Genomic DNA, 22233 nt, shown 5'->3' with positions numbered 1-22233 from the left:
AATATATTAATTTTTAAAACAAAAAAAGAGACATGAAGTCTCTAAAAGTATGTTTTTAAACGTATTCATTTATATAGTTATTACGCTTTTTAAATATATAATTTAATAAACTAATATCTCTTTTACTTATTTTTAAATCATTTAATAGTATAGCTTCATCTATATCAATATATGAAAATGCTAGTTGTGTCAATGTGTTTATATTAAATGAAACAGTATGTTTCTCATTTACTTTTTCTACAAATAGTCTATTATTTTTTATTTGTATTTTAAATACGCCATTATTATTCTCTATATAGTTATCTTTTACTAATATATTTAAACTTCCTTCTATATTACTTTTTATAGTTAAACTCTCCAAGTAAGCCTTTAAGTTTATTATTCTTCCCATCATAAATGGTTTAATTTTTATATCACATGTCCTTGGATTGTCTAGTACAAATTTTATTTTATCATTTATAGGAGCCGATATTTTAACCTTTTTACACTGTGTATTATGATTATATATAAACTTTAGCATAGATTTTAGAGAATCCATATTTTTATAATATATTTCTCTGACAAACATAGTTTCTCCATCTAAAAAATATATTATATATCCTTCACTTCCATCATTTTCGTGTATGTATATATGGCCATTCTCACTTTTTATTTCTTCTAACAGACTTTGATAAAACTTATCGTCTCTTTCTACATTTCCATTTACATCTTTTAAAAAATCTTTACTTATATCTACTAATTCATTTATATTATATCGATTTGCTTTGTATAATTTTCCATTTATTTTGTAGCTACTTAAATCTTCTATATTTATATTATATTCTATTTGGTCATAACAATGTTCATATCCATACTTTCTATATAACCTATAGTCAATAGGCATTAATATTGAAACTAATTGATTTTTTCTATATAGTTCCTTTAACATAAATTTCATTATATTTTTCATATAACCACGACCTCTAACTTGAGGTAATGTTGATACGCCTACAACGTAGGAAGTATTATAAATCTTATTATTTAGATTTATTTTATATTGATTGAGTTGAAGAGAAGAAACTACCTCACCTTCATCCTCAACTACAATAGTATTGTGTCTTTTATATTTATCTTTAAAATAATACTCTACAAAACTTTCTCCATCATTAAAACAATAATTCCAAATATTTTTTATATCCTTTAATTCATCTTCTTTAGCGTGTCTTATCTTCATATTACGCCTCCCTGACAGTGTATTTTTCAACAAATTTACACGGATGGTATGAAAGTTTTGCCTTTCTAAGACCTTCAATACCTAAGTCTTCTTCTCTATTTACAAAATCTACGTTTTCGAATTCATTAACAATAAATTGCTGATTTATATAAGGGTATAATCCTCTTATATTAGGATTTGCTTTCTCTATGTGTACTAAAGCCATATTGTTGTTTAAAAGTTCACCTATAGTAAATGCTTCTAACTTATTATCTACATATATACCAGCTATTTTAACTTTATCTTTTAAGACTTCAAAATCATCAAATATTTTTTTTATTCCTAAAAGTTCATCGTCCATCCCTTCATCAAATTCATCATTTTCTTCTTTATTGCTAGTCCAGTCTTTCATTAAATCTAAGCATTCATCAAAATTTTCTTTATCTAAAAGCTTATACTCAAATCTTGCTTCATATTCTTTTATAAAATAATTTATATGGTTTCTTTTCTTTTGATTTTTTCTACCTGCTAATGTTCTTAAACTTTCTGCATCATATATATAATCAAATAAATCTCGCTCTTCTATATATTCAAATTTATTAGGATATTTTTCTTTTAAAAGTTCTACTACCTCTGATGTTATTCCTCTTAAGTATATCTTTTTGTTTGATTTTTCAAAGTAATCTATAACAAAATCTATTACTTTAGGTAATTTCTCTCTAGTTGCTAATGGTAGTATAGAAAAACTATCTCCTTCGTACTCTCCAACTATTACTGCAAAATCATCACCTATATAATATCCTGTCTTATATACGTGCTGCCACATATAAAGGGTACTAAAACAATATTCGCATGCTTCATAATCAACCATTTCAAAATATGGGTCTAATTCCTTTTTTGAATCTATATTAATCTCTTTAAAAATCATAATGCCTCCTGAAATTTTTTTTTGTCTTGTTATATTATTTTCATTTCTTATCTATTTATTTTCTTTTTTTGAATTTAATTCTTAGAATTTGTATAAAATCTAAAATATGAAATTTGTATTAAATTATTTTACCCATATTGTATTTATATAAACATTTTGTGAATGGAGTGATTTTTTATAAGAAAGAAATTTTTTTATATAATACTTATTATAATAACACTTTTATCTGGTTGTGGCAAAAATTCCCTATTGGAAATTCATATAATAGATGTAGGTCAAGGCGATAGTATATTGATTAAAACACCTAATTCTAAAACATTATTAATAGATGGCGGTACTAACGAAAGTGAACATATAGTTAAAGGCTACTTGAAAAAACATAAAATAAAAACAATAGATTTTTTAATAGCTACACACCCCGACTCAGACCATATAGGCGGATTAGATGCTGTCGTAAATAAATTCAATGTTAAAGGGTTATATCTTCCAGAACAAACGATTACATCTGATAGTTATAACGATTTAATATCTGCATGCAATCAAAAGCAGGTTCCACTAAATTATGTGTATAAAGGCGATAATTTCTCAATAGATAATTATATAGATTTATTTGTTTTAAGTCCTTCGTATATACAGGATGACAATAACCTAAATTCAATAGTATTTAAATTAAGTTTTAAAAATAAATCATTTTTATTTACAGGAGATGCTGAAAGTAGTAATGAATCTGATATTATTAATTCATTTAATCTTGAAGATATAGATTTTCTAAAAGTTGGACATCATGGGAGTAAGTCTTCTACAACTTCAGAGTTTCTAGATGAAACAACACCTGATGTAGCTGTTATTTCATGCGGGTATAAAAATCAATATGGTCACCCCCATAACACTACCTTGAAAAATTTAAAAGACCACAATGTCACAACCTATAGAACTGATTTGTCTGGAGATATAGTATTATATAGTAACGGAGAAATAATATACACTAAGAAAAAATATAAATAAAAATATTAAGCAATTCAATAAGGCAGATTAAAAATAATTATATTATCATTAATCTGCCTTATATTTTTTATTTATTTAATAAATCATTTATTACTACTGATGCTATTATTAGACCTCCAACTGATGGTACAAAAGATGTACTTCCTGGAGTTATTTTTTTGCCATTTAGTATTTTCTTTTTTAAATCTGATGGCTTTTCAGTTGAATACACTACCTTTAACTTCTTTATTCTTCTATCTTTTAGCTCTTTTCTCATTACTTTAGCTAATGGGCACATACTTGTTTTATGTATATCTGTCACTACTATCTTGGTTGGATCTAATTTATTTCCCATTCCCATAGAACTTATTATTTCTAAACCTTTTGACTTACAAGTTTCTATTAAGTGAATTTTTGAAGTTACCATATCTATAGCATCCACTACATAGTCATAATCTTCACATAGTATCTCTTCACTAGTATCTTTATTATACACATTTCTTATTGCTTTTATATTTATATTAGGATTAATATCTAAGATTCTTTCTTTCATAACTTCTACTTTATATTTTCCTACAGTAGAATGAAGTGCAGGTAATTGTCTATTTATATTTGTTATGTCAACATCATCAAAATCTACAATTGTTAGGTTTCCTACTCCAGCTCTAGCTATAGCTTCTGCTGCAAAGCTACCTACACCTCCAACACCAAATACAATTACATTTGATTTTTTTAATTTTTCTATACCTTCATCGCCGACTATCAGACTAGTTCTCATTGTAAAATTTTTTTCCATTTATAATGTTCTCCTAAAGTATTTATTTTAACTTAATAGAATATATTTTATTATTAAATCCTAATTTTTAAGGAGGTTTAAATTGAATAAACTTATAAAACTATTAAGTTTTCTTCTTGTTATAAACTTACTTATATTAGGTAATCTAATCATTAAACAATACAATACTGTTGATTTATTACCTATATCTTATGCTCAAACTGCTAAGCATAATAATGATAATTATAATTTAATTACATCTATTTTAAAAGACACTAATAAAAATAATCTTATAAAATATGCAGATTATTTTGAAATCCAAATCACGGAAAATATCCCTAATCTACCTAAAAGTAATATAGCGTTTACTTTATCATTACCGGAACAAGTTTCTTTTATAGCTATTTATAATAAAATTGACAACAATAATTATAAATTTAAATACTTAATAGATAATTTATCTTTAATAGATAACTTCTATTTTTATAATAATTTTTTAATAGTTGAACAAAAAGATAAAAATGAATCAGCTGAATTTAATGAAAAAAAACTATTTGAAGTTTTTTTTAAACAAAACAATACATTTATATCCGTTTTTAAAAAAAGTACGTATGATGAAAAATTTATATCCAAAGATAATGATAGCTTTAAAGAAATAGAAATTTCATCTATAGACTATGTTCCCGGAGATATACCTAAGATACTATGCATTGTAACAACCTCAGTCTACAGGACTGAATTATTCTCTTCACAAAAAGATAAATCTCCAGAAAAAATAAAGGAGATTACTAAAAAAGAAGTTTATAACTTTAATTATTCTAAAAATACGTTTGATTTATTTAGTAGTAATATAATTAGATAAAAATAAAAAAGAACTCATATGAGTTCTTTTTGATTGGCGGGAATGCGTGGGAGTCGAACCCACCTAAGAGGCTCTTAACCCCTCATACTAGTTTTGAAGACTAGAGGGCACACCAGCACCCATCCACCCCCATGCTTATTTTTATAATAACATTTTTATTAAAGTTTTTCAATATAGTTTGTACACAAATTTAAATATAGCCCATAATAGCTTTATTAACAAGGGCTATACTTTTTTATTCTACAATATATACATCTATATTTCTTCTACCCCAGTTATAAACTTCTCCTTTATCATACATATATATATCTATTTTATTTCCTTTTATAGCACTTCCACAGTCTTCTGCTATAAAAGTTTTTCCAAATTGAGGAATATAGACTTTTGTTCCATAAGGTATTACTGTTGGATCTACTGCTATTGTTCCCCATTGAGGTTTTGTTCCTGTAGATGTTATATTATGCCCTGTATAAGCAGTTGCTTCAACAGATATCTGTTTTCCATCTGTTTTTGATGTATCACTATAATTTTTTGTAGTATTAATATAGCTATCTACTTTTGATGTTGATCTCGTAATCTCACTTCTAGATAAAGCTACCTTTACTTCTTCTTTTATTCCTTTTTGTATTACTTTATTTATAGGATGTGATATTACTTCTTCTTTTATAAATTTTTTATCTACTTTTTTTCCATTATGGTATGTTATTTTATAAACTAATTCATTCTTTCCAGATTCACCTTCAGTAGATACAGTACTGTTACCCTTTAGTAAATTTTTATCATCTACTATTTTTGTTTCATAAGGTATTTCTTTTTTTTGTCTTATAGTTTGTTCTCTTACATCTATAACCTCAATTGTATCGCCACTTTTTATTTTACTATCTAACTTTAAAGTTACTATATCATTTCCATCATATTCAATGTCTTGCTCTTCTAGGATTCTTTTCACATTTGATTTATGTGTGCTAATATTTTTTTCTTTACCTTTTATAATCAAAGTAATATCTTTGCTAGATAAAGAATATCCTAATCCCACTAAACCTATGGCTATTATACTCCCCAATGCCAAGAATTTTATTTTTTTGTTATTCACAAAGTTCATATATTATCTCCCTTGTTTATTTTAACTCTATATTATTTCGATGTTTGCAAAAAGGATTGTAACTTTTTTAATACCTAATGTCAACTTGACAAAAAAATAAAATTGTGCCCTTTAAATTATATTTGGGCACAATTTTATTTCTAATATTCTAAACTATATTTATAATCTTTAATTCCTTTATATAAGCTATACAAGTACTCAAATCCATTTAAAGCTAATACTTTACAAGCACTTTTACTTTGACTACCTATCCCACAGTACAATAATATTTTTTTATCTTTGTAATAACTTAAAAAATCCATCTTATCTGGTATTTGATTTATAGGTATATTTATAGCCCCCTGTAAGTGACCTTTCTCATAATTATCTTCAGTTCTTAAATCTATAATTAAATCAAATTGATTTTCTTCAATCATAAGTTTAACTTTATTTGAATTTAAACTAGTTATACTCATTCATATACCTCCTTATTCTTTAATATATACTATTTATTTAATTGATAAAAAGTTACATTTTTAAACTTTTATCTTCAAATTCTAAGTTTTTAATTGATATAAATACCAAATATAAAAAGCTAAGTACAAATGTACTTAGCTTTTTATATTTGGTATTTGCCAATTTATAGGATCTTTGCCTACACTATTTAAAATTTCATTTATTTTTGAAAAATGCTTACATCCAAAAAAACCTCTGTGTGCAGATAATGGACTTGGATGAGGCGCTTCTAATATATAATGCCTACTTGAATCAATAAATGCTTTTTTCTTTCTAGCATTAGCTCCCCATAATACAAAGATTACTGGATCTTTACGCTCATTTAAGAGTTGTATTATTTTATCAGTAAAAATCTCCCAACCTTTATCTTTATGAGAATTAGCCTCATGTGCTCTTACTGTTAAAGCTGTATTTAAAAGTAATACTCCTTGATCTGCCCATGGTATCAAGTATCCATTATCCGGTATAAAGCAACCTAAATCTGAGTTTAGCTCTTTATACATATTAAGTAAAGATGGCGGTATAGCAACATCTGGCTGTACCGAAAAAGCTAGTCCATGAGCTTGATTTTGTCCATGATATGGATCTTGTCCAAGTATCAACACTTTAGTATCCTTATATGACGTATGTTTTAAAGCATCAAATATATTATACATATTTGGAAAAATAGTTTTTGTACTATATTCTGCCTTAAGAAAATCTCTTAACTTTAAATAATACTCTTTATCAAACTCATCTTTTAAAAGCTCGTCCCAATCATTATTAAGTCTAATCATAAAATCACCTATATTAATAATATTAACCTTTCATAACTTATATTTTATACATTATAAATATCTTCCATCCCTACAACTAGTCTTTCTACGTTTAAAGGTTCATTTTTTTTCACCTTATAATTACTATTTCTATCATCTTCTTTTTTATGTGATATATTTAAAGATATTGTAAATATACTACCTTTACCATATTCACTTTCAACGCTTATTTTTGCGTTAATTAAATTTGATAATGATTTTATCATAGATAGACCTATACCACTTCCATTTATATTACCTACAAATCCTTTATTAACATTATTAAATCTTTTAAATATAAGGTTTAACTTGTCTTCTTCTATACCTATTCCTGTATCTTCTATTCTTATATCAATTTTGTTTTCATCCTCTTTATATATCATATTTACATATATATATCCATCTTTATCTGTAAACTTTATAGCATTAGATAATAAATTTAATACTATTATCTCCAAAGCATTTACATCGATAGCCATAGTAAGTTCTTCAATATCTGTATCAAATATTATTTGTACTCCTTTTGATTTTGCATAATCTACGACCGACATTACAATATCCTCTATTACTAAAATAATATCTTTATTAATTAAGTTAACATGGTAAAAACCAGTTTCCATTCTAGTAAATTCAATTAAATCATTTATTATTTTTAATAATCTATAACTATTTTGCTTTGTTAAGTTTATGTGATTTTTTATACTTTCTCCACTTAGTTTGTTTTTGTTATAAAGACTCTCTATTAACTGAGTACTTGTAAAGATTAAATTTAGTGGGGTTTTTAATTCATGAGACATATTCACAAAAAATTCCATTTTCATTTTGTCATGTTTGTCTCTTTCGATTATTTTCTTTTTTAACTTTTCTATATTTTTTATATCTTCCATAGTTTTTATTACACTTAATTTAAATATATTGTTGTTTATTTTAAAAGGTACACTTCCTACCTTAGCATCTATAATTTTTCCATTACTATCAATATATTTAATATCATCAAACTCAGATATTTTATCGTGTTTTATATTCTCTATACCCTTATATAAGACATGGCTATATTCTGGATGTACTTTCATAGCCTCATTTTTATATATTTTTTGATTTATATCTTTTATTTTATAGCTAAATATTTCTTTAAATTTATCATTTACAAATATATATTCTTCATTGTCTATATCTTCTAAATATATGCCTTCTGGAATACTATCAAGTACTCCTTTATACATATCTTGGTTTCTCTCTAAATTTTTCTTACTTTCTATATACTCACTTATGTCAACATAATTTACTATTTTATATTTAGTATCACCTTCATAATATATTGTTGTCTTCGATTCTAGCCATATAATTTCTCTGTTTTTATTTATTATTCTAAATCTAAATACACCGTGATTGTATAATTCATTATTTGATTTTGCTTCTTGATTTATTTTAAATACATATCTTACGATTTCTTTATCATCAGGATGAATTATGTTAAAAAAACCTTCTAGATTTAATTTTTTATTGTCTTCACTTATATATGTTTTATATTTATCAAATGTTAATTCATATGATTTACTAAAATCAACTATATTGTTATACCCATCACATATAAAAACAGGAGTTTTTATATTTCTAATTAAGTCTTCATATTCCTTTTTTAGATTTATAAGGTTATCTAAAATATTAACTTCCTTAGTTATTTCAAACATAAAACAAATACATTCATTGTCATTTTTATAAGACATATAAATACATTTATAAATTTTTTTATCTATAGTTCTTATAGAGTCTTCGATCTTTATCTTTTTAGTTTGTGATTTAATTATATTATCTCTAAACTTACTATAATCAATTATATTTTCTTTTATTGCACCTAATACATCATCATCTTGACAGTTTATAATTTTTTTAAATGAGTTATTACAATATACAAGATCCAAATTTTTATTAAATATTAACCATCCATTTGGTGTTGATGATATTATAGATTTAAAAAATTCATCTTCATATACAAGTCTTTCTTCTATCTTATCTTCTATGTAATTTATACGTTTCAACAAATAGTTAATCTCTTCTTGGTTTTTGGTACTCTTTATTATCTGATCATTTAAAGATTTAGTTTTTATATATGGATTAATTAAAGCATTCTGTATAATTAACTTGTAAACTAAAAATATTTGAATAACACTTAATATATCTAATGTTATATTTATTATTTTTAATTTCTTATTAATTATAGTTACCATAAATCCTATCACAAAAAATAATATTTTTGATATTAGTAACTTATCTATAAGGTTAAAATTATTTATACCTTGAGATTTTTTATATTTATCCATTAAGTGATACCCAAATAGTAAAATTATTAAATTAAAAAAATAAATTATGGATAAATTAGATATACTAATAAAATTTAAGTTATTATGATAATAATTAATCATTAAAAATAGTATCAAAAATACAAAAATAAATATAAACTTTATAATTTTTTTAAATCCGAAAGTATTATATAAATTTTTTTTTGCCAATCCTTTTATTGCTAATAAAAATATAATTGTTTCCAAAGAACTAGATAAAATATTAATTCTATATATATTAGTATTTTGATTAATAAATATAATGCCTAATATATCAACTATATTTGATATTACATACCCCAATCCAATTAGTCTAATAAACTTATTTCTATCTGATATGTTATTTTTCATTAAAATAATTATAAGAAGGCTTAACGCACTTCTTATAATTATTATTATAAATTCATAAGAATTTGTATCTATCCGGCTTATTGTTAACAGTATTAAAAGACTTACACAGTAAAATACATATTCTAATTTTGATGTATTATAATTCTTTAAATACTCACTATTCATCATAACTCTCCTAATCTTAATAATATATATCTGAAAACTCTATTTTTACCTTTTCATCTATATTATAAATTCTTTTATCTTCTTTGTAGTCTTCTTTAGTTAAACTTGTTTTTGGAATTGTTATTATAAATTCTGTCCCTATATTTTCTTTACTATTAACTTTTATATCTCCTTGATGAAGCTCTACTAAATTTTTAACTATAGTGAGTCCTATTCCACTACCTTCAGTATTTCTTGAAAGAGTTTTATCAACTTGTGCAAATTCCTCAAATATTATATCAATTTTATTTTTTGGTATTCCTACCCCATTGTCTTTTACACTTATTGTAACTACATCTATACCATCATAAATATTTACAAAAATGCTACCTCCATTATTAGTAAATTTAATACAGCTAGATAATAAATTTAATATGATTCTCTCTATTTCAACTTTATCTATATTTATATTTATTTCTTCATTATCTGTATCAAATACTAAACTTATATCTTTTTTACTTGCATATTGTTCAACAATTGAAAATAAGTCCTCTATAACGTTTACGATATTATGATTTGCTAATTTTAAATTATAAAAGCCTGATTCCATTTTAGTTAAATCGATTATATTACTAATTAATCGTTGTAATCTATATGCACTTTGTCTAACTAATTCAATGTGAGATTTCATGTTGTCATTATAATCTTCTATTTTTCCATTTTTATATAAAGAATCTACCAATTGATTAGAACTTGAAATAACATTTAGAGGAGTCTTTAATTCATGAGACATATTAGCAAAAAATTCTGTTTTTATTTTATCCGTTTTCAATCTATCAAGTAATTCTTTTTCTGCCATTTCTGATGTTTTTTTATGGGTTAAGTCTTTTATTATAAGCATTATGTTTTTATGCTCATCAATAGAAAATGGCAATGCATTTACTTCAACTTGTATATTCTCCCCACTATAAGACTTTATCTCATGTTCTAGAAGTAACATATATTTATTTTCATTTATTACTTTCTTCATCTTTCTTTCAAATTTAGATTCTTCATCTAAAGTCAAATTTAGATTCTTCATCTAAAGTCAAATTTATAAGTTTTTTTATATTGAGATTTTTAAGTTCTGACATACTTGATACTTTAACCATATTTAGTAATGATTGATTAGCATAATCTATTTTTAAATTATTATCTAACAAGCATATACCATCAGGTAATATATCTATAAGTCTTGCATAGGATTTTTGGCTCTCTTTTAATTTCAACTGTGCTTTTTTTCTTTTCGTTATATCTCTAATTACAATAATTGTTTTATTCTCATTATTTTTAGTGTACTGAGAATAACTCATTTCAACATATACTTTTTTGCCATCTATTTCATGACATTGTTCTAAATTTTCTTTTTCATAATCATCCTTAAAATCTATTGTATCTAACTTATCCTTAAAAATATCTTTACATGCTTTATTTGCATAAATTTTTTGTCCATTTTGAATTACAACAATTCCATCTCCTATACTTTCTAAAAACCTTTCATATCTAGTATTTATATCAATTATTTTTTCCTCAAACTCTTTTTTCTTCGTCTTATCTATCATTATACATAAAGTACCTTGTATTGTTCCATTTATGTTTAATGGAGCAAATATAGTTTGATAAATTTTATTTGTTGTAGTGTACGTAATTTCTTCAATGCTTTTATTTTTATCAAATGCATAATCAATATTATTTATAAACTTATTATAATCTTTTATTAATGGTTTTATATTCTTATCAATATTATAGTCTTCAGCATTATTACTACTTTTAAATGTGTTTAAAAACATTTTATTTGCATATGTTATTTCTTTTTTATCATTAAATACTATTATGCAATTAACAGAGGTATCTAAAGTAGATTTTAATTTAGCTTCTTTACTACTTAGCATGTTTTTTAAGTCTTGAATTTTTTTTGTTTCTTCTATTAATTTTTTATTTTTAGTATTTAATGATTCTGATTTTTGGATAAGTTCATTGTTTATACTATTAAGTTTTCTGTATGGTTTTTTCACATTTGTATGTACTATATATTGATATAGATAATAAATTTCAAAATTGGTTATTATTTGTTTTAAAATATCTTTAAAGTATAGATCATTTAAAAATATATGAAAAATTGAAGGTATGCGAGCTAAAATAATTATTATTGTTATTTTTTTAAAAAAACCTTTTTCAATTTCATCTAGTTTATCATCTGTAATTTTTAGTTTGTTATTTATAAAGATTGCAATAATAATCGTAAATATAGTTACTATATTTTCTGTAATAATTGTAAATTGTTCATAATTAAATGATTTATTTTGCTTTACATTCCAATTAAGAATAATTATTATAAATAAAAAAGCCAATATAAAACTAATAATATTTAAAATTATTCTTTCATACTTAAGCTTATTTTCATATAAATAATTTAAGCTCATATATATTCCTAAAACCGGCAATAAATCCATTATAATCGATATAAATATAAACAAATTGTAATCATAATGTACCGATTTTAAACGATTTAAACACATAAACGCAAATATTATTTCTAATATTCCAGTTGTAGCAAAAATGCTTCCAAAAAAAATCGAAAATTTATTTACATTAAACTTAATTGTGTTTAAAACAATTATCCCCATAGCAATTAAAAAGGTTGCATATATACTATGTATAAAAATAATATATTTTTTTTCATCATTTATTAATACTAACAGCAAAATAGACAATAAAAATGTGGATATTAAGCTTAATATCTCCTTATTGCTATTAATTTTTTTTTGATTCATAATCAATACCTATCTCCCCCATTCAAATAATAGCATGATTAGTAATAGCTTATAAAAATAAAATCCTTCTATGATTAAAGAACTCTACCTTATTTAAATTAAAAAATACCAAGCTATGTATATTATTCTTATTTATACTTAACTTGGTATTTTACAGATTTATTATATCACTTTTATTAATTTTTTTACATTTTTTTCTATAATTTAATATAATTTAATATAATATTCTCTTATTATCTTCTCTTTTTGTTATTTTTTGCCTATCAAAATTTTCTAAAATTATCATACAATTTTTACGACTAGAATTTAATAGATCTCTATACTCTCCTAGTGTAATTTCTGTATTTTCTTTTAGATATTCAATAATTTCTGATTTTAATTTATTATATAGATCGTTGCTTATTACATATTTTTCATCTAATTGTTCTATATCTGATCCTATCATAGCTTCTAATACTTCTTCATAATACATATTTTTATTGCATATATCATCTATAGTTAAAAGGGTTTCTATTCCATTCTTATCTAAGACAGATTTTATATTATCCTTTATTTCTTTTTGCTTATTGTTAAATTCAGCTTTAAAGTCATAAATTGAGACTAAATTTTCATTAACTTTTAATATTTTTTCCTTTGAAAACTTATCTATTAATATGTCCATTTCTTTTGATTTAAACTTATTTTCTAATCTAGACCTAAATTCTTCTTTTAATATGCCTTTTCTAAGTCTATGTTTTTTGTGATACTGTTCTAAAAGTTTTATTGATTCTTCTTTTAACTTTTCATACTGATTATTGTGCATATACATATTATTAATTAATGTTATCTTGTTGCTATTTATTAGCTTCTCTAGTGCTATATTTACATTTTGTTCACTTTCACCGCTATAGCTCATTATATCTTTTTTACTTGGATAATTATTTAAATTTCTTTTTAGGTATTCTTCTAATATATCTTCTAGCTCCCCCTTTTCTTTTATTTTAAGAGCTTCAATAACTTTTTCATCAAATCTTTTATGCTTTTTAGGAGCTGTATCTATTATAATTCCACCACCTATAGTTTCCATAGGTGAATAATATCTAACTACAAACTTATCTCCTTTTTTAGCAACTATACTTTCTTCTAATCTCAATTGAACAAAACCACTTTCTCCTGAGTCTATAATATCTTTATCTAAAGGAACTGCTCTACAAAGTATTTCTCTTGTTCCATGATAAAGTCTAAGTCTATCCCAATGTTTTAGTGTTTTTCCTCCATGATTAACCAATGAAATTTTAACATCTATCATCATTGCTTCTTCTAAAGAATTTTTAGCTGCTAATACATCACCCCTTTGAATATCTTCAACTTTTATATTAGATATGTTTATAGCTGTTCTTTGACCTGCATATGCTATATCTACACTTTCACCATGGACTTGAATACTTCTTATTTTAGTATTAATTTGTTTAGGATATATTTGTAGTTCATCATCTATATTAATCATACCTTCTATTAAAGTTCCTGTAACTACTGTTCCAAAACCTTTAACAGAGAATACTCTATCTATATTTAATCTCGCTGGTGAATTTTCATTATTACCATCTATCTCATCACTTATTTCATCTATTTTATTAATTAGCTCATTTATTCCTTTTTTTGATACAGAGTCCACTTCTATAATTTCTGCATTTTCTAAAAATGTGCCTTTTACTTTATCTGATATATCTTCTTTTACTAATTCTATAAATTCATTTTCTACTGTATCACACTTAGTTAAAACAATTATCCCTTTTTGCGTATCTAAAAAGCTAAGTATATCTAAGTGTTCTACTGTTTGAGGCATAACACCTTCGTCAGCAGCAACTACAAGTAAGACCATATCTAGTCCTGATGCGCCTGCTAACATATTTTTTATGAATTTTTCATGACCTGGAACATCAACAATTCCAGCCCTTTTTTTGCTAGGTAAATCAAAATATGTAAACCCTAAATTAATAGATATTCCTCTCTTTTTTTCTTCAGCTAATGTATCTGTATCTCTTCCTGTAAGTGCTTTTATTAACGTTGTTTTTCCATGATCTATATGACCAGCTGTTCCTATCACTATATTTTTCATGTCAAGGCCCCCTATCTATGTCTTTATTTAAAAGCTTTATCTAACTCATTTACTATAATTTCATATTCATCATCAAATATAGTTCTAACATCTAATACATATTTATTATCATATACTCTAGCAATTATATTAGCTTCACCTAATCTCAACTTTTTCTCTAATGCTGAAACATTCATAATCTTAGGCATTATTGATATAACCTTCGTTTTTATAGTTTCTAAAGGCATAGATCCTCCACCAACCTGAGATAGTCCATCTTCTATACAAACCTCAGCGTCTAATTTTAACTGATCTATCATATTTAATAATTTTTTTGCTTTTTCTTCTAACTCTTCTATTTTATATGTTAACATTCTTAGTGTAGGTATTTCTTTTATTGCTCTTTCTTCATCTAAATACATTCTAAGTGTTGCTTCTAATGCGCATATTGTCAATTTATCAACTCTCAAGGCCCTCGTAAGTTGATTTTTTTTCATTTTATCTATATATTCTTTTTTTCCTACTATTATACCCGCTTGAGGTCCACCTAACATTTTATCTCCACTAAAAGTCACTATATCTGCACCTTTGTTTATAGAATCTAAAACTGTAGGTTCATAAGATAATCCATATTTTGATAGATCTATAAATACCCCGCTACCTAAATCTTCTATAACTGGTATGTTATATTTTTTTCCTATCTCTGAAAGTTTATCTATCTCAACACTTTCTGTAAATCCAAGAATTCTATAATTGCTTGTATGTACTTTCATAAGTACACTTGTATCTTCATTTATTGCATATTCATAATCTTTCAAATGTGTTTTATTAGTTGCTCCAACTTCAACTAACTTTGCCCCACTTAATTCCATTATGCTAGGTATTCTAAATGATCCACCAACTTCAACTAATTCGCCTCTCGATACTATAGCTTCTTTGTCTTTTGCTAAGGTACTTAAAACTAATAAAACAGCTGCTGCATTATTGTTTACAACTAAAACATCTTCTGCTTTAGTAAGTCTTTTAATTGTATTAGTTAAATGATCATATCGTGATCCTCTTTCACCTTTTTCTAAGTTATATTCTAAATTAGAATATCTCGATGCTGCTTCCCACAAGTCATCTTTAAAAGTTTCACTTAGAAGAGATCTTCCTAAATTTGTATGAACAACAGTTCCTGTAGCATTTATTACTTTTTTTAATGACAGCGAATAATTTATTCTTAATCTATTTAAAGCACTTTCAACTATTTCTTCATTATTTAAATTAAATTTATTTACTTCTTCTTCCTTTAATCTTACTATCTCTTTTCTTTTTAAATCTATAGCTTCCCTTATTGACTCTAAAATTAAACTTCTTGGATACTCTTTTGATATATCTATAATTTTACTTGCTCCTAGCACTTCATCTACTGATGGAAGCATTGAAAATAAACTTTTTTTATTCACAATTATCACTCTCTCTTATCATTATTTTATTAGATTGCCCATTCGCGAATAAATACACGAATGGGCATTTTAATAGTTGTATATTTGATTTTTATACAAAACTTAATGGGTAGTTTTTACTAGTGAGCATATTAAAATATTAATTTACAATAATATATTTCTCTTGCTTCTCTTTTACTGTCCCAATTATTTTAGCCTCTATAGAACCATTTTTTTTCATATCTTTTATAAGTTCTTCAGCTAAGTCTGAACTTACTGAAACTAATAATCCTCCTGATGTTTGAGGATCATATAATATATCTTCTATTTCAGTTTTTATATTTTTAATCTCTACATCTTTTCCTATATACTCTTTATTTCTATACATACCAGCAGGTATTATACCCATGCTAGCCATTTCTATTGCACCTTCTATTATTGGTACTTCATCAGAATTTATTTCTATACTTACGTTTGAAGCTTTAGCCATTTCTAATGCATGTCCTAAAAGTCCAAAACCTGTAACATCTGTTGCTGAATTGACTTTTATATTATTAAAGCTCATTGCTGCATATTTATTTAAATGAACCATAACATCCACTACATACTTAGAAATTTTATCTTCAACTAATCCTTCTTTCATAGCAGTATTTAATATACCAACACCTATAGGTTTTGTAAGTATTAATTTATCGCCAATTTTAGCTGTTGCATTTGATAAAACATTATCAGGATGAACTGTTCCTGATACTGAAAGTCCATATTTAGGTTCTTTATCATCAACAGTGTGCCCTCCAACCAGTAAGGCACCACTTTCTTTTACTTTGTCAAATCCACCCTTAAGTATTTCAGCTAGTACATTCATATCATGACATGAAGGAAAGCATACTATATTCATCGCAACTATAGGAGTTCCTCCCATAGCATATACGTCTGACAATGAATTTGATGCTGCAATTTGACCAAATGTATAAGGATCGTCTATCATAGGTGTAAAAAAGTCTAGTGTTTGTATTAATGCACTACTATCATTTAATCTATAAACAGCCGCATCATCTGAAGTTTCTAATCCAACTAATAAGTTATCTGTATTTGTATTTTTAGGTAATTGAGCTAATACTGAAGCCAGAACCTCTGGCCCTATTTTAGCCGCTCATCCACCTGATGTTGTCATATCTGTAAGTTTTTTTCTAATCTCCATTTGCCTGTCTCCTTGAGTTATCTTTTACATACATATAATATCATATTTTATTATGATATTTTATTTAATTTAATGAGATTATCTTATTTATTAAATTATTACTTATTAATACCTAATTCTACTTAATAGTAATCATATCCTTTATATTTTCATATTTTTTGTCACCTATTCCATTAACATTTTTTATTTCTTCAATAGCTTTAAACTTTCCATTTTCTTCTCTATGATTTATAATTTTTGTCGCTGTAGCTTCTCCTACTCCAGGTAATGAATCAAGTTCTTTTATATCTGCTTCATTTATATTAACTAAATTATTTTCTTCACCTTTAATATCTAAATTATTATCATCATTACTTGTTTCTATATTTTCACCTATCTTAGGTATTATATAATGCTTTTCATCCTCTATTTTCATAGCCAAATTTATCTTATTCAAATCAGCATCTTGTGTAAATCCACCTAGTTTATTGACTGCATCTGCTAGACGTTTATCTGAATTAATCGTTACTACGCCTGGATTGTTAACTTCTCCACTTATAAATATGGTTACTTCCTTAATTATATTTTGATTTACTTTTTTATTATTTTTATCACTTTCTTTTTCTTCTTCTAATTTATCATTGTTGCTCTCTACATATTGAATTTTTTCTTGTTTACTTTCACTTACAACGTTCACATTTTCATCAATATCTAAATTTTTACTAAAAAATATACCTATTGTAGCAACAATAATTATAACTACTACTATACCTACATTTACAATAGCCTTCAAAATAAAATCACTCCTTCATTTTAATTATTGACTAAAATGTGTTATACTAAAATATAAGTTTTAAATTTGGAGGTTATTAAATGAAAAAAAGACTATCAATTTTAGTTGCATTTCTTATGGTCTTCACCTCTATGTTAGGGGCTACAGGAAAATCATTTGCTAATAATACAAAGCTTGATTTGACTGCAAAATATGCGGTTTTAATGGATTACGAAACTGGGGAAGTATTATATGGTAAAAATAGAAATGAAAAACTTTATCCGGCTTCTACTACTAAAGCTTGGACTGCTCATGTTGTCTTAAAACATGTACCAGATTTAAGTCAAGTAATAGAAATCAAAGATTTACCACCAATAGAGGGTTCTAGTATGTATTTAAGAAACGGGGAATCTTTTACAGTTAGAGATTTATTAAATGCTCTTTTAGTTCATTCATCTAACGATGCAGCATATGTTCTTGCTACATATGTAAGTGGCAGCGAAGCAGAATTCGTAAAGTTAATGAATGAAGAAGCTAAGTCTATAGGTGCTAAAAATACACATTTTAACAATTCTCATGGATTACCTGATAAAGATCACTACACTACAGCTTATGATATGGCTTTAATGGCGAGAGAAGCTATGAGCGATGAGGTTTTCAGAAATATTGTAAAAACAAAAACATTAACATTTGAAGCAACTGAAGCATATCCTTATGCAAGAATATTTAAAAATACTAATAAGTTTTTAAGTTCTAATGAAAAAATCAAGTATAAGGGAGAAGAAATAAATATTCAATATGATATTGTTGATGGAATTAAAACAGGATACACGGATGATGCCGGTAGATGCCTGTTGTCTAGTGGTGTAAAAAATAACATGAGACTAATATCTGCAGTTTTTAAAGCTAGCGGAAATGATTTATATTTAGATTCTAGAACTTTATTAGATTATGGATTTGAGAATTACTACACAACTACTATAGTAGAAAAAGAAAAATTTACAGATAGTAAAAAAATTCTAATTAGTAAACAGGGCGAGTTGGTTTATGAACCAGAATATAGTTATAAAACAATTTTACCTAATGGAACTAAACCAAAAGATTATACTACAAGTGTAAAATTAGATAAAATAAATTTACCTATACATAAAGGTGATAAAGTAGGAGTTTTAGAAGTTCATAATGGTGATAAATTAGAACATACAATAAACTTAGTTGCTAAAGATAATGTAAATAGTATATTTGGTGTAATAACAGAAAACAAAGCAATTATGTCAACTGTAAAAATAGCTTTAGCTGTGATAGGTGCATTAATTATTTTAACTTCACTTGTTATTATAAGAAAAAAATCTAAAAAAAGAAAAAGATACAATTCATCTGTATATTCTAATAAAGTAAAACATATAAAAAAAAGAAAAAGATAAAAAAAAGTAGCAATTAAATTTGCTACTTTTTTTAACTTTTAGCTAAAATATCTATTAGGAATAAGCTTTTAAAATATTTTTGCATATATCCATTTCCTTTAAATGTACTTTCTATGATAGGAATAAGTTCTCTACAAAGTTGCTTATATCCTAATTTGTTTCTACTTTCATCATCTAATCCTTCTAAAAATATACACTTTATTATATCGTTGTTATTAGACTTTATATACGCTTCATATTTCCATTGTTTACCAATTTGTTCGAATAAATTTTCATCTCCGAATAACGTAGGGGTTAATGTCATCATATATCCGTAAAGCCATAAAAAATCAGGTTCATTTCTAAAAAATTTAAGTCCAAAATTAAATAATTCGTCTAATACTTTTTTAGATTCTTCTTTTTTAATCATTTTATTGTTTATTAAATTTCCCTGGTCTATGCATATAGTCCAACATAAAAAACTTGTTCTCAATAATTTTTTTATATTGTACCTATCTGTACTCCATTGTTTATACATATATATTCTTGCATTATCCCAGTCTTTATTATTTTCAAAGTCATCTGCAAATGTCCACTCCCAATTAATCATAATATCAATCCTCTTATTATTATTATTTAAACATTATACAAATCATCATACAACTTTATTCCTTTACCATGAACCATTACTAAATTTTTTGGTTTTATCATATTTATAGTCTTTAGTAGGTCTTCATAGTTTGCATGAGATGATAAGCTAATATCAATAAGATTTATAGCTATTGAATCATAGGCATTCAATTTACGCTCTAACAAATTCTTACCTATAGTCTTACACTTTAAGATTGTTACCATATTTTTATCATTTAATGCTAAATCAAAATACTTTTCTGCTAAACTAATATCATTAATTAACCCTGAGCTTACTATTATAATATCATTTTCATAATATTTTTCTTCTATATTTTTTCTTTTATTATGATTTAATTGATTATTTGCAATTACATTATTTTTTCTTTTATTGTAATACTCATTAACTCTTATAGCTGATCCATCTACAATTACATTAGCTTTTATTGTACTATTGTTGATTAGTTCAAAATATTCTTGTGCTATTCCAACTGAAAAAGATGGAACTATTACCTTTTTATTATTTTTTATTGATAAATCTACAAAATAGGTAAACAGCTTTTTATTATATATATATGGAAGATCTATATTTTTATATCCACATGTAGTCTCCATAATTAAATAATCTGCATCTTTAAACTCATAAAAATTACTTTGATCTATATATTGTGTAGTGCATTGCCTATTAAATGAAAAGTCTCCCGTATATACAATTTTCTTATTATTATACTCTACACAAATTCCTACAGATCCCTTTATATGATTAGTCGGGAAAAATTTAATATTTAAATTTCCAATTTTAAATTCATCATAATCTTTTTTTATTTTAACTTTACTTTCGTCTATGTTTATTGATTTTGCTACGATATTTATTATATTATAAGTGTCTTTAGTCATATATATTTCATCTACATATTCTTGAATAGTATTTAAGCTACCATAATGATCTAAATGAGCATGACTAATTATAATTGATTTTATTTTTTCTCTAGGAATATTATTTTCACTTATAAAATTTTCGATATTTATTTTTTCTAATTTCAAATTATTAATGTGAGCTCCACAATCAATTATTAAATATTCATCTTTAATTCTTAATAAATGCATACTAACTAATGCTTTTGATTTATAACTAATTATTTCAACATCATTATCTTTAAAATCATATTTAGATATTGTTTTTGGTATGTATATAATTTTATTTCTTTTTACATCTATAGATTCTAATAAGGCCTTACCTATATATGTTTCAAGATTATCACAAGGTAAAATTTTATAAAAATCTATTTCATCTTCCTTAAATTCTAAAATTAAACTACATAAATCAGATAAAGTAGGTAAATTTAATTCTAATAAAATGTTTGGAATATCTGACATTTCATTTATATATGATCTTAAATCTTTTTCTTGTATATCATTTTCTAAGTTTTTAAAAATTTCTTTTTTTCTATCTCTAATTAAATTTATTAAAATATATAAATATTTCTTTCTCTTATCTTTTAAATTTTCTATATTACTTTGAATGTCATCGATTAAAGTTATATCTACTCCAAAATATATCAATATATTTATAATATCATCTGGTTGTGATTTGTTTGAGTTTATGATATCTATTATTTTTTCTTTGTTATTTATAAAAGTAAAATGTGCTTGACTATATAATCCTAAATTTAAAAGGGATAATGTAGCGTATATTATCCCTGTACTATTTTGGTTAAAATTAAAACTTTGCAATCCATACTGAAACGCTAATAAATACTCACCTAAATTATATTTTATATAGGATAAAACCTCTAAAAAATCTTTTTTACCTTTTTGAATATATAGTATATTTTCTATAAAATAATCTATTTCTTTTAAATTTTCTATCTCTTCTATATTATAATTTTCTAAAGTGTAGTATATATCTTGCTCTATTTTTTCAACATCAGATTCAGTTAATATAATATCTTTATATTTATACAT

18 protein-coding genes and 1 tRNA gene are annotated in these 22233 nt (G+C 24.7%); 3 read left to right on the top strand and 16 right to left on the bottom strand.

Annotated features, from left to right (window positions below):
- Positions 1-55: 55 nt before the first annotated feature.
- Together BLP75_RS08990 and BLP75_RS08985 are read right to left on the bottom strand one after the other, a co-directional pair.
- Positions 56-1213, bottom strand: coding sequence for a GNAT family N-acetyltransferase (locus BLP75_RS08990; protein WP_092725465.1), 1158 nt, complete (start codon positions 1211-1213; stop codon positions 56-58).
- Position 1214: 1 nt separating this feature from the next.
- Entirely contained in the window at positions 1215-2120 is a 906-nt protein-coding gene (locus tag BLP75_RS08985; RefSeq protein ID WP_092725464.1) for a DUF2156 domain-containing protein, read from the bottom strand.
- Between the two features lie 249 nt (positions 2121-2369).
- Between BLP75_RS08985 and BLP75_RS08980 the strand changes: the two genes are divergently transcribed.
- Positions 2370-3125, top strand: coding sequence for a ComEC/Rec2 family competence protein (locus tag BLP75_RS08980; protein ID WP_330385799.1), 756 nt, complete (start codon positions 2370-2372; stop codon positions 3123-3125).
- Between the two features lie 67 nt (positions 3126-3192).
- Here BLP75_RS08980 and BLP75_RS08975 read toward each other — a convergent pair whose 3' ends face one another.
- Complete coding sequence (locus tag BLP75_RS08975; protein ID WP_092725460.1) at positions 3193-3900, bottom strand: tRNA threonylcarbamoyladenosine dehydratase; 708 nt, start codon at positions 3898-3900, stop codon at positions 3193-3195.
- 82 nt (positions 3901-3982) lie between these two features.
- On the opposite strand from BLP75_RS08975, the gene BLP75_RS08970 reads away from it, so the two are divergent.
- Entirely contained in the window at positions 3983-4741 is a 759-nt protein-coding gene (locus BLP75_RS08970) for a hypothetical protein (protein WP_092725459.1), read from the top strand.
- A gap of 34 nt (positions 4742-4775) precedes the next feature.
- On the opposite strand, the gene BLP75_RS18150 is transcribed toward BLP75_RS08970, so the two are convergent.
- From BLP75_RS18150 to BLP75_RS08925, 11 genes are all read right to left on the bottom strand, one after another.
- Positions 4776-4872 (bottom strand) — tRNA-Sec (locus BLP75_RS18150).
- 104 nt (positions 4873-4976) lie between these two features.
- Entirely contained in the window at positions 4977-5843 is an 867-nt protein-coding gene (locus BLP75_RS08965) for a 3D domain-containing protein (protein WP_092725458.1), read from the bottom strand.
- 140 nt (positions 5844-5983) lie between these two features.
- Complete coding sequence (locus BLP75_RS08960) at positions 5984-6298, bottom strand: rhodanese-like domain-containing protein (protein ID WP_092725456.1); 315 nt, start codon at positions 6296-6298, stop codon at positions 5984-5986.
- A 135-nt stretch (positions 6299-6433) separates the two neighbouring features.
- Positions 6434-7114, bottom strand: coding sequence for a uracil-DNA glycosylase (locus BLP75_RS08955; RefSeq protein ID WP_092725455.1), 681 nt, complete (start codon positions 7112-7114; stop codon positions 6434-6436).
- 44 nt (positions 7115-7158) lie between these two features.
- Positions 7159-9987, bottom strand: coding sequence for a sensor histidine kinase (locus BLP75_RS08950; RefSeq protein WP_170139054.1), 2829 nt, complete (start codon positions 9985-9987; stop codon positions 7159-7161).
- 16 nt (positions 9988-10003) lie between these two features.
- Positions 10004-11032: a sensor histidine kinase gene (locus BLP75_RS18385; protein ID WP_242872414.1), complete on the bottom strand. Its 1029-nt coding sequence runs from the start codon at positions 11030-11032 to the stop codon at positions 10004-10006.
- Positions 11019-12779, bottom strand: coding sequence for a PAS domain-containing protein (locus BLP75_RS18380; RefSeq protein ID WP_242872413.1), 1761 nt, complete (start codon positions 12777-12779; stop codon positions 11019-11021). The genes BLP75_RS18385 and BLP75_RS18380 overlap by 14 nt, the downstream gene beginning before the upstream one ends.
- Before the next feature lie 214 nt (positions 12780-12993).
- Complete coding sequence (gene selB / locus BLP75_RS08940; RefSeq protein ID WP_092725452.1) at positions 12994-14877, bottom strand: selenocysteine-specific translation elongation factor; 1884 nt, start codon at positions 14875-14877, stop codon at positions 12994-12996.
- A gap of 23 nt (positions 14878-14900) precedes the next feature.
- Entirely contained in the window at positions 14901-16280 is a 1380-nt protein-coding gene (gene selA, locus BLP75_RS08935; RefSeq protein WP_242872419.1) for an L-seryl-tRNA(Sec) selenium transferase, read from the bottom strand.
- A gap of 163 nt (positions 16281-16443) precedes the next feature.
- Positions 16444-17484 (bottom strand): selenide, water dikinase SelD, encoded by a 1041-nt coding sequence (gene selD / locus BLP75_RS08930; protein WP_092725450.1) that lies wholly within the window; start codon positions 17482-17484, stop codon positions 16444-16446.
- 118 nt (positions 17485-17602) lie between these two features.
- Positions 17603-18256 carry a helix-hairpin-helix domain-containing protein gene (locus tag BLP75_RS08925; protein ID WP_242872412.1) on the bottom strand — a complete coding sequence of 218 codons (654 nt, stop codon included), beginning with the start codon at positions 18254-18256 and terminating at the stop codon, positions 17603-17605.
- Positions 18257-18336: 80 nt separating this feature from the next.
- On the opposite strand from BLP75_RS08925, the gene BLP75_RS08920 reads away from it, so the two are divergent.
- Positions 18337-19659 (top strand): D-alanyl-D-alanine carboxypeptidase family protein, encoded by a 1323-nt coding sequence (locus BLP75_RS08920; protein ID WP_092725448.1) that lies wholly within the window; start codon positions 18337-18339, stop codon positions 19657-19659.
- Positions 19660-19690: 31 nt separating this feature from the next.
- On the opposite strand, the gene BLP75_RS08915 is transcribed toward BLP75_RS08920, so the two are convergent.
- Both BLP75_RS08915 and BLP75_RS08910 read right to left on the bottom strand, forming a co-directional pair.
- Positions 19691-20248 (bottom strand): hypothetical protein, encoded by a 558-nt coding sequence (locus tag BLP75_RS08915; protein WP_092725446.1) that lies wholly within the window; start codon positions 20246-20248, stop codon positions 19691-19693.
- A gap of 26 nt (positions 20249-20274) precedes the next feature.
- Complete coding sequence (locus BLP75_RS08910; protein ID WP_092725444.1) at positions 20275-22233, bottom strand: MBL fold metallo-hydrolase; 1959 nt, start codon at positions 22231-22233, stop codon at positions 20275-20277.

The organism is Romboutsia lituseburensis DSM 797, assembly GCF_900103615.1.
GTDB classification, from domain to species: Bacteria; Bacillota; Clostridia; order Peptostreptococcales; family Peptostreptococcaceae; genus Romboutsia_F; species Romboutsia_F lituseburensis.
The sequence above is the reverse complement of the archived record's forward strand: the minus strand, read 5'-3'. Positions and strand labels throughout refer to the sequence as shown.